Here is a 14625-nt window from a genome sequence, read left to right as displayed (position 1 = left end):
GGTCGGGAAGCTACGATACCTTCATGGGTAGCTATCCCGAGGGACATCGCGCATTCGATCTGAGCGGGAAAACCGCTGTCATCACCGGCGGAAGCCGTGGGCTCGGCCGTGAAATGACATTGGCCTTCGCGGCACACGGCGCAAACGTGGTCATCGCAAGCCGAAAATTGGACGCCTGCAAAGCTCTGGCGAAGGAAGTGCAGGAGAAAACCGGCCGCGAGGCCCTGCCGGTCGCAGCCCATGTGGGGAACTGGCAGGAATGTGACCAGCTCGCGACCACCGCACTGCATCATTTCGGCAAGATCGATATCCTGGTTAATAACGCCGGGATGTCGCCTCTCTACGCCTCCCTGCCGGAAGTCAGCGAGGCGCTTTGGGACAAGGTGATCGCGGTCAATATCAAGGGGCCTTTTCGGCTCTCCTCGCTTTTCGGAAGCGCCATGGTCGAAAGTGGCGGCGGCACGATCATCAACATCTCCAGCATTGCCGCGATCGCACCGACAGCCAGCGAAGTTCCCTACGGCATCGCAAAGGCCGGACTGAACAATATGACCGCGAGCCTCTCGCGAACCTTTGCTCCCAGCGTTCGGGTCAACTGCCTGATGCCGGGGCCGTTCCTCACCGATATCAGTGCGGCATGGCCCGAAGAGGCCCATGAGCACTTTCGCAAGACAATCCCCCTGCAACGAGCGGGCAACCCTGACGAAATCGTCGGTGCCGCGCTCTATCTGGCCAGCGACCTTTCGAGCTATACGACCGGAGCCGTCATCAAGATCGACGGCGGCAGCACCCATGCCCCCGCATAGGTGCCGTCGGGATCTCAGGCCGCAGCGGAGCCATCCTTTTTCTGCTCGCTCTGCTGTTCGGTCTGATACTTCGAAAAGTTCGTCCGAATCAGCCAGCCATCCTTGACCTTGCGTCCCACAGCCATCAGGCGGCGGGGGGCCGGGGTTTCAGCATTCGGGCGACGGGTTTCCTCTTTCATATTCATCATGATCAATCTCCTCGCTGCCCTGTCATTGCGGGATTCATGCCAAGAGAGGACCGGGAAAATAGATTGATTTTACTGACTTTATCCCGGCAGAAGGCTCCGGTTGAACAGAATTGGACCGCACAAATTGGAACGTTTGGACGGAATTGTCCGGCTCCGACACAACCGCTTGACCCCCGGAGTCTTCCGTGGCGGTTAAAGACCCATGTCTTCCGTCTGGTCGCGCTGTTCCCTGTGGCTCTCGCTACTGCTCTTTCTCCCCGTCCCTTTCTGGGCTTTTGGCACCGGTTGGGCCTCTGTCGCCTGGCTGGCCGAGATCAGCGGGTTTACCGCGATCATATTCCTGGTCGATGGGGGCTTGGTCGCAACGATGATGACCGCAACCCTGGTCACGCAAACCATCCTTTGGGCTGCCGCCCTGTTTTTCGCCAGCGCGCGAATCGTCCACTACGTGCCGGGTTCCCGCCGTGCCGGATTTATAGCGACAACCGGTCTGCTCCTTCTGGCGGGTTCCCTGCTTTTCCCGGTCTATGCGACCTCCTTTGTCCGAGACGGCGAGCCCGTTAACCTGATCGGACTTTTCCAATGATCTATCGCCGATCGATCTGGGTCCTGATCGCTCTCTTGCTGAGCGCCCCTCCTGCCCGAGCGGAGACCGTTGCGGTCCTCGCCCCGCCCTTGGCCCTCCCGGCCGGGCTCAATCCCGAGGGCCGAGTGGCCTGCGCGGATCGCACCCCTCTTCGCAAGGCGCTTTTTGGAGATCTCCATGTGCACTCCACGCTCTCGCTGGATGCAGCGACTCAGGGCACGCGTAATCGGCCGCGCGACGCCTATCGCTTCGCGCGCGGCGAGAGGCTCGGTATCCAGCCTTATGATGGAGACGTGGCGATGCGCGAGGTCCAACTGGAAAGACCGCTTGATTTTGCAGCAGTCACCGACCACGCGGAACTCTTCGGCGAGTTGCATATATGCCGCACGCCCGAAGCCGAGGGCTATGATGCAACCGCCTGCAAGATTTACAGGCGCTGGCCACGACTCGCTTTCTTCCTGATCAACGGATCCATGACCGACGGGAGCAGCTTCGCTTTTTGCGGCGAGAATGCTGCGATCTGCCTGAAAGCGGCGAAGGGCCCTTGGGAAGAGACCATCACGGCAGCCGAGGAGGCCTACGATCGCAGCTCCGCGTGCAATTTCACCAGTCTGGTTGCCTACGAGTGGACCGCTGCCCCCGAAACCAACAACCTGCATCGCAATATTATCTTTCGGAATGGAAAGGTTCCCGAACTACCGATCAGCTCTCGTGACGCGCGGAAAGTATGCGACCTCTGGGCGGCCCTCGATGAGCAATGCAATATCGAGGAGAACGGCTGCGAAGCACTGATCATTCCCCACAACTCAAACCTGAGCGGCGGCGTCATGTTTGCGGAAACCGAGGAGGATGGAACTCCGTTTTCGAGAGATTACGTCAAACGTCGCGCCGAAATGGAACCGCTGGTCGAACTGAGCCAGCATAAGGGCGATTCCGAGTGCCGCATCGGCGTGGGAACGCGCGACGAATTTTGCGACTTCGAACTCCTGCCCTACGGCAATTTTGGCGGCAAGTTTGCCGACTTCCAAAACGTTGCTCCGAGCGAGGGGAGCTTTGTGCGCAATGCTCTGAAGAAAGGACTCGCGCTGGAGAAATCCCTCGGAACAAACCCTTTCCAAATGGGCGTGATCAGCAGCACCGACACCCACCTGGGTACGCCGGGTGCGGTGCGGGAAGATCAGCACCCTGGACATGGGGGGGCCGGTGCCCCTTCTTCTGTAACGATGCCGCGCGGTCTGCCCGACGATATCGATTTCAATCCGGGTGGACTTGCCGTCGTATGGGCCGAGGAAAATTCGCGCGATTCTATTTTTGATGCGCTCCAGCGCCGGGAAACATACTCAACGACCGGCCCCCGGATGAAGGTCCGATTTTTTGCCGGCTGGAACTACGCCGATGATCTCTGTGCGCGAAACGATTTTGTCGAGAAGGGCTACGCCGGAGGCGTACCCATGGGCGGGATATTACCGCCCATGGCAAGCTCGGCGCCGCGCTTTGCCATCCAGGCCTTGCGGGACAGCGGAGGATTGGAAACGCCGCTGCAACGAGTCCAGATCATCAAGGGATGGTTGGACGACGCCGGGAATGTTCATGAAAAAGTCTACGACGTCGTCGGACGCGCCGCCGGCGAGGCCACGGTGGACTCGCAAACCTGCACCACCGCAGGTCCCGGTGCCGACGAACTCTGTCAGGTTTGGACCGATCCCGACTTTCGCCCCGGGCAATCCGCTTTCTGGTACGCCCGCGTTCTGGAGAATCCGACCTGTCGTTGGCAAAGCTATATCTGCAATGCCGCCGGTGTGGACTGCAACGATCCCGGGACGATCGGCGAGGGAATGGCCCCCTGTTGCGACACCTCCTTTCCCCGAACGCTTCAGGAGCGTGCGGTCACTTCAGCCATCTGGTTTCTCTCCGACCCCGTTCTTTAGCGCTTTGCGACCCTCCGGACCTGTGCTATCTCCGCTTTAGACCTGGTGGTTTTTAAGGGAAGCTGGTGAAAATCCAGCACGGCTCCCGCCACTGTAAGTCGAACGAAAGCGTCGGAATGCCACTGTCCTTGATGATGGGAAGGCGACGTCAGTAGGAAGACGACAAGTCAGGAAACCTGGCCACCGGGAATGATTGAAATAGATCCCACGGGAGTCCGGGTTCTGGCAGAGAGTTTTCCTGATTCTCTGGATTCGGCCCTGCGGGTATCCCCTGAGCGCTGCGGGCAGCAGCCAGAAGGAAAGCCCCATGCAAACCCAAACAATCGCCCTGGCACTCGGCCTGCTGTCCACGATTCTCGTTGGCTGCGGCTCCAGCAACGCACCTGCACCGATGCCCGAAGACGATACGACGGCTTACGTGCGGGGAGAACACAGGCTGGGAACTCCACTCCAGAGCGATCTCGCGTTCGCCGGCACCCATATCTTCGTCGGCCAGGGAAGCTACGGCGCGGGGACCGAATCCATCCAGCGCCGCGGGCATGGCGGCCTTCTCGAGACTGCCGTGAGCGGATTGAACTCGATCGGTGGCATGGCCTACGACAGCGAAAGTGGCACCTTGTACTTCACGGATAATGCGGGCGATTTTCCGGGCGCCATCACCGGCGATACCGTCTACGCGCTCCCCGACGCGCTCAGTGCGAACAACGTGAACGCAGCGGATCTCGAAATCCTACCCAGCGGATCAATTCCCTTTGCTGCTCAAGTGATCGTCATGGATGCGGAGACGCTTCTGGTCTCGGACGCAGGCGGTCCCCCGGGCCTCGGTGGCGTGATCTCGGTTGATCTCGCTACGGGCACCTTTGCGTATTTGATCGAAGGCCTCGAATACGCGGCCGGAATCTCGGTTTTGCCCGAGGGAAACCTGCTGGTCGGCAATGTCGACGGAAATTTTGTTGGCTTCATCCTCGAGTACACAGCTGAAGGTACCCCGGTTGACGCCGGCGGTTCGGCCATTGGTGGAATCGAACTCAGCGGCGCAGCCGATCAGGTTCTGAATCAGCGCGGCAGCCTGCTCGTCACCGGAGGAAGTGCACCGGACTTCTCGAGCTCGATCGTCGTCTCTCTCGACCAGGACGGCATGCCCTCCACCATTGCCGAAGGGTTCCAGTTCTCGCTCGGTATCGATATCGATACGCCATCGGGACAGATCGGTATCGTCGACTCCTGCTTCCCGGAAGGTTGTCCGGAAATCACACTCCTCACCCCCACCAACCGCATGACCGGCCTCGGGATGGATGCTGAAGACTGCCAGGCCGCGTTCTGGGGGGGCACGCCGCATAGCCCTCAGGGCAACGTATGGCGATGCCGCGACGGTGAGATTGATTGTGACCGCGACCGCGAAGAAAACGGTTCCTGCACCTTCGAAGTTGGTGCCTGCTTGCGACTCGCCGATCCCAACGATTCGACCTGCACACCGGAGAATACGAGTTCGGTCGCCGTGAGACGTTCTCCGCGTGTCGACCCCGATGGTCTCTTCCTCGCCATGCAATTGCGCGTCGACGCAATCATCCCCGGTAACGAAGCCGCCTGCTCGGGCAGCACCATTGTCGAGGTGGACAAGGGCAAGAAGGTGGAAATCAGCATGGAAGTTCTGACCGTGGATGGAACGACCGATACAGACAGCCTCACGCTACGTTGTCGCTGATGTTCTCGATGGCGGCAAGCCCGAGCCTTCGTCGACGAGCCTTCGTCGCCACGGCTGCATTGGTGCTGACATTCATCGGGGCAGGGATAGCGAGTGCCGACCCCTGCGCCGATGAGCTGACCCAATTTGAGCAGGGCAATGATGGCGGGTGGATCAAGAATGGCTTGCGGCTTCCGGACGTGGTGCTTGGGCTGCCGCGAGGCGGGAGCGAGTTTGCACAATCTCTGGACGTCCTCTCGCTTGGCACCGGAGGTTCTCTGACTCTGGGATTCCTCGACAACGCCATCATCGATCTTCCCGGCGATGACTTCCGCGTTTTCGAGAATGCCTTCCGCAATTCACCTACCGCCGTATTCCGCGAGGCCGCCTACATCGAGGCCAGCGAAGACGGCCTCAACTTCTACCGTTTTCCCGTGACCTATGCCGACGGGAGCCTCGCCACATCAAACGACCTCGAAGCGACGCCGGTCTTTAACTCGGAGGGAATTCGCGGGCTCGCAGGGCTGAACCCCGGACTTTCCCATCCCGACAACGGTATCGACCCCAGAAGCCCGGAAGCTGGCGGCGATGGTTTCGACCTTGCCTCGATCGGGCTGCAGGAGGCCCGCTATATCCGTATCGTCGACGCCGGAAACTCGATCAATGACGAGGGCAACCAGTTCCCGATCGTCGGCCAGGGAAAAGCTGGAGCCGATATCGATACCGTCGTGGCCATCCATTCTCGCGACACCTGCGGTCGGTGCTGCGATGCGGTCTTTGATGGTGCTCTGCTGGCGCAGGACCTCCTCGCCTTGCAGCGGGTTGCGAAGGGGATCGATACCGCGGGGGCCTGTGGCCCTCATCCGTGCCAAGCCAAACAATGCGGCGATATGGACGATGATCAGGATGTCGATCCGGATGATGTCTGGCTTTGCGTCGATCGTGCGCTGGGGGGCGACGTACCCTGCCCAGCCGGAAACTGCGATCTCGCGCCTGCAATTTCGGGGCGACGCGCAGCGATCAGCAACACGTCTTCGGCACTGGAAATTCCGTCGCCCGGCAGCATCCAGAGCGGCATCGGAATTGTTTCGGGATGGAAATGCTCAGCGGGAAAGTTAACCGCGACATTCGATGATGGCGACCCTCTCGAAGTCGCCTACGGGACAACCCGCGGGGATACCGAGACAGTCTGCGGAGACCAGAACAACGCGTTTGTCATGCTCTGGAATTACGGCAACCTTGCCGATGGGCAACATACACTGCGCCTGTACGACGACGGTGTCGTATTCGCCTCGTCCACCTTTGAGACCCGAAGGCTTGGGCAGAGGTTCCTTTCCAACGAACAAACTTCCGGCGAACTCGAGTTCACCCTCACAAATTTCCCTGACCCCGCAGTCGACCGCGGCGTTCGTATCGGATGGCAGACGGCCTCACAATCGTTTGGCATCCTCCAAACCGAAGCAAACCCCGGAGCTTCGGAGAGCCCCCTCGAAAATCTGGCGCAACCTGCGCAAAGTACTCCGGGAAGCTTGGAGATTCCAGCTCCGAACAGCACCATGAGCGGCATATCGCTGGTCTCCGGATGGCGATGCGATGCTGGCGAAATCACCGCAACCTTCGATCAGGGGGAGCCGATTCCGGTAGCCTATGGAACGTCCCGTCGCGATACTTTGTCGATCTGTGGTGATGAAAATAATGCCTACGCCCTGCAATGGAACTTCGGGCTTCTCACAGCGGGTGCCCATACGTTGGAGATGCGCGACGACGGCGAAGTTTTTGCCACAAGGGAGTTTCTGGTTTCCGGGCTCGGCGTTCCCTTCTATCGTGGGGCTCGCGGAACCTACGCACTGCCCGACTTTCCTCGCGACGGGGAAAGCGTTGTAATCGAGTGGTCCCAATCAAGCCAGGGATTCGAAACCATCGACTACCAGCCGGAAGGCCCCACAACACCGACCCCCGAACCGACGCCGGAGCCTACGCCGGAGCCCACGCTGGTCCCTACGCCAGAACCCACGCCGACATCGGTGGCTCCAACACCCGGCAACTGCACCGGGAGCCTGGAGGTCGGAATCGCTATCGATGCACCTGATCCGGCCGCGATGATCCTGCGACTATACTATCCCGAGAATGTGAGCCTGCCCGAGTCGCTGGAGACAAGTAGTGCTCCGTCGCGGGTGGAGATCCTCAGCGAACCAATTCCGGAGATCAGCGCCTTTGCGCACCGTGGCAATCATGTCGCAATCGGGTTGGTCGACACCGAAGGCATCGCCAGCGGCGCTCTGGCGAGGATCCGTTTTGACTGCAACGGAGTCCGTCCCGCGAGCGATCTTTTCCGCTGCGAGTCCGATGTTTCAGATCGCAGCGGTGCAATCGTTAGCGGGTCCTGCCAGATCAACCTGGAATAGCCCCGCTTCTCAGCGATGAACTTCAGCCCAGCTCACGCCGTCGAGCGAAGCAAATATCCTCTCATCGCTGCCCACGGTCACGAACTTCTCATTCCCGAACGTAACGCCATTGAGCTGCTCGGCACCCGGCACACCGGATGAGTAGAAGCGCGAGCCGTCGACCGTCTGGAGGACGGCGCCGTTTGCCCCGACCAAAATAAAGATGCCTTGTCCGGCGGTAATCCCGAAAATCGGTTGCGTCGCGAACACGCTTTTCTGCGACCAATCTTCACCGCCCAAAGACTGGAGAATGACACCCTCCGCGCCCGAGGCGAGGAAAAGACCCTCGCCAAATCCGACCGTGAGAAGAAGGGTGAACTCCCCCTCGGGAAGCACGGCTTTCACCCAGGTCCGGGCGTCCGCCGAAGTCCAGATTCCACCCGCTTCGCCAACGGCGACATATTTGTCGTCGCCCCATGCAACTTGACGAAGTGTTTCCAGAATCCCGGTCTCGATTCTCTCCCAGGCGACGCCATCCTGCGTGAGAAAAACAACACCGCCGACACCGACGGCAAGAACGCCCTGCGGGCTGTTGGTCAGCCCATAAATATCGTTCTCGGCACCAACCGTTCCCGTTGACCAATCCTCCGGAGATGCCCACCAGATGGTGTTCCCACCACCGCCGGCCGCGATAAAGAGTTCCCCGGTCCAGACCACGCTGGTCAGTGTCGGCAGGGCAGCCTTGCCAGCGATCAACTTCCAGTCCGTCCCATCCGATGAAGTCAGGATATGACCGTTTTCACCGACAGCAACGAAACCGTCATCGCCCCAGGCCACGGCATTGAGCGCTGGTTTACTCTTGGAATCCCCGCCGCACGACGTCAGAAAAAAGGGTAGGATCGCCAGAACCAGCACGGCTAGACCTCTTTTCAGGCCGAGGCTTTCCGGGCGTGCCTGATGCATCGGTCTCGAAAGCTTCTTCTGTATGCGCGATTTCATCTCGCCTTCTTGTACATCGCCACGACCGCAGCACCACCCAAACCGAGATTATGCTGCAAAGCGACCGTCGCCCCATCCACTTGGCGCGCATCGGCTTGCCCGCGCAATTGCCAATTCAACTCGGCACATTGCGCCAGACCGGTCGCTCCCAGAGGGTGGCCTTTGGAGATCAGGCCGCCAGAGGGGTTCACGATGGTTTTGCCGCCATAGGTAAACCGCCCCTCGTCGATCGCCTCACCGGCTTTACCCTCGGCACAAAGACCGAGACCTTCGTAGGTGATCAACTCATTTGCGGCAAAGCAATCATGCAACTCGACCACATCGACGTCTTCGGGACCAAACCCCGATTGCTCGTATACCTGCTGGGCGGCCTTTGCGGTCATATCGTAGCCAATCAACTTGATGCAGCTTTTCTCATCGAATGTGCTCGGGAAATCTGTGGTCATCGCCATGCCGATAATTTCCACAGCCTTGTCCCACAATCCGTTCTTCTCGACGAAGTCTTCGCTGGCCACAATCGCAGCCCCGGAACCATCCGAGGTCGGACAACACATCAACTTGGTAAGAGGATCGTGCACCATCGGCGCCGCCTCGATATCCGCCAACGAATACTCGTCCTGAAACTGCGAGTAGGGGTTGTTGACCGAGTGCTTGTGGTTTTTCCAGCCGATTTTGGCAAAGTGCTCCGGCTTGGTGCCGTACTTTTCCATATGCTCACGACCTGCGTTCCCGAAGATCTGGGCCGCAGGGGGGCCGGACTCGAATCCGCGGAGCTCGACCATCAGCCCGAATTGCTTGTCCATCGGGTTGGTGCGGTCGGTGTATTTGGTCCCGAGTGAACCTTTCTCCATTTTCTCGAAACCGAGAGCGAGGGCGCAATCTGCGATACCGCCCTCGATAAATTGCTTGGCCATCAGCAGGGCCGTCGATCCGGTCGAGCAGTTGTTGTTCACGTTGTAGATCGGCACGCCCGTAAGTCCGAGGCCATAGACCGCGCGTTGCCCGGTGGTCGAGTCTCCGAAGCAATACCCGACAGCGACCTGCTCGATTTGATCGTACCGGATTCCGGCATCTGCCAGTGCATTTTCACCAGCTTCCTTTGCCATATCCGGATAGTCCCATTCCTTGCTGAAGGGCTTCTCGAACTTCGTCATACCGACGCCGACAACATATGCTTTTCGTCCCATACGATTCTCCTCGCTTCTTCGGGGTTTTCCGACCGGGGAAACCCGACTCCGGAAACGACAGCAAACCCTCTCCTCAGCCGCAAACCCTGCTCGCATCCCGGACAGGACGCAGGCTATGGTAGGTGTATGCCGGCACCGCTCGAGATCATTGCCTACTCCGACTTTCTCTGCCCCTGGTGCTTTAACTTCAGCGTGCGTATGCGGCGGCTGGAGCGCGAGTTTGGCGACCAGATCGACATTCATTGGCGCACCTACCTGCTGCGGCCCGAACCTCGATCCGGGCGAGACTCCGAGCGCTTTCGAGAATATACCCGCGGATGGCAACGGCCTGCGGCTGAAGAAGACGCCGGGCAATTCCGGACTTGGACCGGTGATGCTCCCCCCCCCTCGCACAGTATCCCCGCACATATCGCCGCCAAGGCTGCCGAGACGATCTCCTCGGCGGGTGCAAAAACGCTTCACGACAACCTTCTCTCTGCCTACTTTTCTCAAAGCCGGGACATCAGCAGCCACGAGGTTCTATCCGATTTATGGGCGCATGCAGGACTTCCAGCAGAAACCTTTCCGGAACTGAACAACCCGGCCTTGATCGAGGCCATCCAAAGCGAACATGCCGAAGCTCTGGCGCTTGGGTTGACCGGCGTACCCGCAGCGCGCCTCGCCAAAAACCCGGCTTTCGTGACCGGCGCATTACCCTACGCGATGTACCGCCGCTGGGTGGAAAGACACCTCCCCTAGCTTCCCAATACCCCCAAAAAGCTGCTAGATTTTCGCAACAAGCTCGCCCCGTGATGATGAGATCTGCCCCAAATGCCCGGACTCGGGTACGACCAACCGCCTCCGGCAGGCGAACGGCCAATGGCCCGATCGCCTCAGTCGTGCGGCATCTGGCATGCTGTGGAGGTCTGCTGCTCGCCCTGCTCTCCGCGCCCCCGGCATCTGCCGAGAGTTTTTTGGAGGTCACGGAATCCGCCGATGGATTCACCATCGAAGCCGAAGAAGTCAGCGTGGCGCGCATCCTCAAGGCGATCGCAGCAAAAGCGAACTTCGAAGTGGTCGACGCCACCGGTGTCGCCGAAACCCTCGCGATATTTTCAGTCGAAAACCAGCCTCTCCCGGAGGCTCTGCAATCGCTGCTGGCCAAGCAGAATCACCTGATCGTATACGCCGGTAGCGAGAATCCCGAAGCGCAGGGGAAAATTGCCAAAATCATCCTGATGCGCCCGGCATCCGAGACTCGACCGGGAGCTACCCGCGGTCGGGGAGCATCCCCTCTGGCGGGGCCTGATGCGAAGCCCGCATCTCGAGAGACCCGCGACGCACCAGCCGCGAGAGGTGCAAGTTCCCCGACGGAAACTCTGACGGGAGATCCCGGGGAACTTGCCAATCCACAGGACTTCGCTGACCCCGATGAGGAATTCGACACCTTGCTCGACAGCCTCGATCCGGCGGATGCAGATGAGATTCGTCAGGCTTTGCAGGCCGAATTTCGCGCCAACGAAGAGTAGGGCCACAGCGTCGAAGCTGTTTTCCACCCTCAGCGACTCTTGTCGGGTCAAAAAAAGAGTTGCCAAAAGAAGTTTCCCATTAGATCCTCGGGAGGTGACCTCTTTTTTGCAAATCCGAAAGACAACGACCCGATGGCGCAACCTACTCCTGCTGGCCATCGGCTGGCTCGGCATGGGAGCCCTCTCAGCCGCGGCCGAGCCCATCCAGGCGCGCATCGTCAACGGCCTCAATACCAGCGACTTTCCGGCAACCGGAGCTCTTCTGGTCGGAGGCGATGCCGATACGGCGTCGAGCTGGTGCAGCGGCACGCTGATCGGCTGCAACACCTTTCTGACCGCAGCCCATTGCGTCGAAGGCAACAGTAATCCAGCTGGATATCAGGTGTACTTTCAGCACGCCGGCACCTTCTCGGTCACGAGCATCAACTCACACCCCTCCTACGTGTTTCCGAAGGCAGACGTCGCGGTGCTCTCGCTCGGGGAGACGGTCACCGGGATCGAGCCGATTCCTCTCAATGACATCAATCCCAACAACCATATCGGGACCGCCGGGCTGATTGCGGGCTTCGGGCGCAGCGGTGGCAACAGCGACGACTACGGAGTCAAACGTTGGGGCACCGTCCAGACGATTGACTGCGCCGATATCGGCCGGAACCGAAACCAGCTGGTGTGCTGGCAGTATGAGAATCCGGTTGGCGCACCCGGCGACGATTCCAATACCTGCAACGGAGACTCGGGCGGACCCCTGTTCATGGATCTGGGTGCCGGCACGACCGTCGTCGGCATTACCTCGGGCGGCAACAACTTCAGCTGCCTTGCTACGGATTCCAGCTATGACGCCAATGTCTACAACTACCGCACGTTCATCCGGCAACATCTGGGGGCCGACCCCATAAGCAACTGCAGTGCGCTGCCTGTGGTGGGCGACAATGAGGTCGCCGTGACCGGATTCGAGGGGCAGCTCGGCGGCGGCAACACCGTGGCCAACCATGTCCTGACCACGACCATCCCCGCCGATCAATTGCGCATCTCGCTCAACAGTGCTGATGACGGCCTATTCAACGCCGACCTCTATGTCCGCCAAGGGGCGGCCGCCACGACGAGCATCAACGATTGCGCGCGCGACGGGAGCGGCCCGCACGGCACCTGCATTTTCGATAATACCGCGGCCGACGATTGGCATATTCTGGTCCGGCGCACCTCGGGTTCAGGCGAGTACCAGATTACCGCCACGGAATTCGCCGACACCGACACGGTCTGCGGCAACAATATCCGCGAATGGGGCGAAGACTGCGATGGCACGGACGCCGATAGCTGCTCGGGCCTCTGCCAGGTCGATTGTACGTGTCCGGCGCCCGTCTGTGGCAACAATGTGGTCGAGACAGGCGAGGTCTGCGATGGCACCAGCGATGCCGCCTGCCCCGGTGAATGCAGCGGCTGCGGTTGTCAAAGCGACCCTTGCACTGGATCCGGCATTGCCACCAACGCGCGCCTGACGCTGAGCCGAATCGACCGCCCGGATGGGGACCAGAGCCTGACCTTCACGGGCGATCTGGTATTCCCCGGAGGCGGCAACTCAATCAGCCTGGACCCGATCGCCACCGGCGCGCAAATCATTGTTCAGGACATCGGCAACGCCCATGCGCGGATCCTCGACCTGAGCCATGACACGACGCCGATCCCGCCGGGGCCGACCGGCATCGGCTGTCACCCCAATGACGGTTGGACGGTCAACAAACAAGGCACCACGTTTACCTACCGGAACAAGACCGGCGACTTTGATGGCGGACCCTGCATGTCGGGCAAGCCCGAGAGGCTGACGGTGAAATTCATCGACAAACGCGCCAAGACCGGAAAGATCCGCTTCACCGTCAAGGCCAAGAAATCTGCTCTGGGCGGAAATCTGGTCGGACCGTTTCGGGGCACGATTGCTCTGGGCGAGATGGCCAGCGATATGCAAAGCACCTGTGGCGACTATGAGTTCGCACCGGGCGATTGCACCGACAATATCAAGGGCACGACCAAGAAGTGCCGCTAAGGCCGGAGTCGCTCATTTCCAGACGCCAGAGGACCTGAAGGGAAGGTCCTGGCGCGAGGAGCGAGGAGTGAGACGCGAGGACTGCCGCGCGAGGCATGCCGCACCGGCATCCCTCACGCGGCATGGCCTGTGCCACATCCACGGCTGATCCTGCCGGCACTTGCTCCGCTGCGGGAATTTTTTCTCGACACCGCATGCGTTTCCTTCCACAATCCGATCGATGTCGATGCCCGAGAACTCCTCACCGCCAATCGACGCGGGCGCGAACATGACTCGGGTCGAAGCGTGGAACGCCGGGCTGCGCGAGGGCATCCGCGGCTACCGCGGTTTTGTCATGATCGGACTGATCGGACTGATGGGAGTGATCGACGCGCTTGATTTCCCGGAGTCCTCATTTGGCGTAAAAGTCGTTTGCCTGCTGGCCCCTATCGTGGCGATCGCAATGGGCGTGTTTACCCTTGAAAATTGCTCATCGCATCTGCCGCATATGGAGAGACCATGGGCTTTTTCGCTCGGGGTACTGACACCACCAATGATCATCGTTCTGTGTGTCTCGGGGGTAGTCTTGACCACGCTGAACGTATCTCCGTTGCGGGTCAGTCTTTCAGTTCTCGGATTTATGTGCGGAGCCACACTTCCGTTATATTTTCTGATCAACCGCACAACTTCCCAAATACTCAAGGATCCTATGACGGGCGGACTGTTGGTCATCGGAGCGGAAGCCGCGACGTCTCTTGGGGAACAGTACCCTCTCGACGCTTTTCTGCGGTCACTAGGCTTCGCCTTATATTTCTGGCACCTTCCCGACCTGTACGCGAAATGGAAGACCAAACGGGCGAAAACCAAAACCCGCGATCCTGACACTCTCGCTCATGACACCGGCTTGACGGACGCCGCCGGCTCGATGCCGGATAACGCAAGCGAAGGCAGCCAGCAGGTGCCTGCAAGCACGCTCTGGTGGTTCTTCCCGGCAAGTCTGGTCGTCTACGGCGCGTTTTTGTTTTTTCGCACCTCCGAGGGGCCAAAAAACCCGCCCGAAGCATTGCTCACATCCATGCCCCTGATCGCGGTAGTTTTCGGGGCGCTGGCCCTTGTCATGTATCACCGCAGCGGGGGACGCGAGGCGATGGCGGGGCCTTCGGGCGTTGTCGCGACAAGCGGCGTCATCACGTGGTCTCTGGCCGAGGCCGTCGCCATCTGTGGGTTGGTCGCGGCCACGCTAATGGCCTACCCGCTCTCGTTTCTGCCCTACGCGTTGGCAAGTCTCGCATTGCTGCTCTGGACGCGCCCGCCGGCTGCCTGATCGAGCGACCTCCG

12 protein-coding genes and 1 riboswitch are annotated in these 14625 nt (G+C 60.0%); of the genes, 9 read left to right on the top strand and 3 right to left on the bottom strand.

Annotation, left to right across the window (positions count from 1 at the left end; translation table 11 throughout):
• Window positions 1–23: 23 nt before the first annotated feature.
• On the top strand, window positions 24–806 hold the full coding sequence (locus tag P8K07_18440) for a glucose 1-dehydrogenase (GenBank protein ID MDG1960505.1): 783 nt from the start codon (window positions 24–26) through the stop codon (window positions 804–806).
• 14 nt (window positions 807–820) lie between these two features.
• Here P8K07_18440 and P8K07_18435 read toward each other — a convergent pair whose 3' ends face one another.
• On the bottom strand, window positions 821–994 hold the full coding sequence (locus tag P8K07_18435; protein ID MDG1960504.1) for a hypothetical protein: 174 nt from the start codon (window positions 992–994) through the stop codon (window positions 821–823).
• 202 nt (window positions 995–1196) lie between these two features.
• On the opposite strand from P8K07_18435, the gene P8K07_18430 reads away from it, so the two are divergent.
• From P8K07_18430 to P8K07_18415, 4 genes are all read left to right on the top strand, one after another.
• On the top strand, window positions 1197–1580 hold the full coding sequence (locus tag P8K07_18430; protein ID MDG1960503.1) for a hypothetical protein: 384 nt from the start codon (window positions 1197–1199) through the stop codon (window positions 1578–1580).
• Complete coding sequence (locus tag P8K07_18425; GenBank protein ID MDG1960502.1) at window positions 1577–3508, top strand: DUF3604 domain-containing protein; 1932 nt, start codon at window positions 1577–1579, stop codon at window positions 3506–3508. Before P8K07_18430 ends, P8K07_18425 begins: the two co-directional genes overlap by 4 nt.
• A 29-nt stretch (window positions 3509–3537) precedes the next feature.
• Window positions 3538–3708, top strand: a riboswitch (cobalamin riboswitch).
• 107 nt (window positions 3709–3815) lie between these two features.
• The gene (locus P8K07_18420) at window positions 3816–5213 is read left to right on the top strand and encodes a hypothetical protein (protein MDG1960501.1); all 1398 of its coding nucleotides are present in this window, start codon (window positions 3816–3818) and stop codon (window positions 5211–5213) included.
• Complete coding sequence (locus tag P8K07_18415; protein MDG1960500.1) at window positions 5213–7597, top strand: hypothetical protein; 2385 nt, start codon at window positions 5213–5215, stop codon at window positions 7595–7597. Before P8K07_18420 ends, P8K07_18415 begins: the two co-directional genes overlap by 1 nt.
• A gap of 9 nt (window positions 7598–7606) precedes the next feature.
• Here the strand turns inward: P8K07_18415 and P8K07_18410 are convergent, their stop codons facing one another.
• Window positions 7607–8575, bottom strand: coding sequence for a hypothetical protein (locus P8K07_18410; protein MDG1960499.1), 969 nt, complete (start codon window positions 8573–8575; stop codon window positions 7607–7609).
• Window positions 8572–9762, bottom strand: coding sequence for a lipid-transfer protein (locus P8K07_18405; protein ID MDG1960498.1), 1191 nt, complete (start codon window positions 9760–9762; stop codon window positions 8572–8574). Before P8K07_18405 ends, P8K07_18410 begins: the two co-directional genes overlap by 4 nt.
• 126 nt (window positions 9763–9888) lie before the next feature.
• Between P8K07_18405 and P8K07_18400 the strand changes: the two genes are divergently transcribed.
• The 4 genes from P8K07_18400 (at window position 9889) to P8K07_18385 (ending at window position 14611) form a co-directional block, all read left to right on the top strand.
• A complete protein-coding gene (locus P8K07_18400; GenBank protein MDG1960497.1) occupies window positions 9889–10500 on the top strand; it encodes a DsbA family protein in 612 nt (203 codons plus the stop codon).
• Between the two features lie 140 nt (window positions 10501–10640).
• Window positions 10641–11270, top strand: a complete 630-nt coding sequence (locus tag P8K07_18395) for a hypothetical protein (protein MDG1960496.1) — start codon at window positions 10641–10643, stop codon at window positions 11268–11270.
• 106 nt (window positions 11271–11376) lie between these two features.
• Window positions 11377–13308 carry a trypsin-like serine protease gene (locus P8K07_18390; GenBank protein ID MDG1960495.1) on the top strand — a complete coding sequence of 644 codons (1932 nt, stop codon included), beginning with the start codon at window positions 11377–11379 and terminating at the stop codon, window positions 13306–13308.
• 220 nt (window positions 13309–13528) lie between these two features.
• Window positions 13529–14611: a hypothetical protein gene (locus P8K07_18385; protein MDG1960494.1), complete on the top strand. Its 1083-nt coding sequence runs from the start codon at window positions 13529–13531 to the stop codon at window positions 14609–14611.
• Window positions 14612–14625 lie beyond the last annotated feature (14 nt).

It is taken from the genome of Candidatus Binatia bacterium (assembly GCA_029248525.1).
In the GTDB taxonomy this organism is placed as follows: domain Bacteria; phylum Desulfobacterota; class Binatia; order UBA12015; family UBA12015; genus UBA12015.
Note: the sequence above shows the minus strand (reverse complement) of the source record. Positions and strands in the feature narration are given on the sequence as shown.

Coding starts and splice junctions, on each gene's coding strand:
- P8K07_18420 (MDG1960501.1), top strand. CDS start 3,816: ATGCAAACCCAAACAATCGCCCTGGCACTCGGCCTGCTGTCCACGATT.
- P8K07_18430 (MDG1960503.1), top strand. CDS start 1,197: ATGTCTTCCGTCTGGTCGCGCTGTTCCCTGTGGCTCTCGCTACTGCTC.
- P8K07_18440 (MDG1960505.1), top strand. CDS start 24: ATGGGTAGCTATCCCGAGGGACATCGCGCATTCGATCTGAGCGGGAAA.
- P8K07_18425 (MDG1960502.1), top strand. CDS start 1,577: ATGATCTATCGCCGATCGATCTGGGTCCTGATCGCTCTCTTGCTGAGC.
- P8K07_18410 (MDG1960499.1), bottom strand. CDS start 8,575: ATGAAATCGCGCATACAGAAGAAGCTTTCGAGACCGATGCATCAGGCA.
- P8K07_18435 (MDG1960504.1), bottom strand. CDS start 994: ATGATGAATATGAAAGAGGAAACCCGTCGCCCGAATGCTGAAACCCCG.
- P8K07_18405 (MDG1960498.1), bottom strand. CDS start 9,762: ATGGGACGAAAAGCATATGTTGTCGGCGTCGGTATGACGAAGTTCGAG.
- P8K07_18400 (MDG1960497.1), top strand. CDS start 9,889: ATGCCGGCACCGCTCGAGATCATTGCCTACTCCGACTTTCTCTGCCCC.
- P8K07_18415 (MDG1960500.1), top strand. CDS start 5,213: ATGTTCTCGATGGCGGCAAGCCCGAGCCTTCGTCGACGAGCCTTCGTC.
- P8K07_18385 (MDG1960494.1), top strand. CDS start 13,529: ATGTCGATGCCCGAGAACTCCTCACCGCCAATCGACGCGGGCGCGAAC.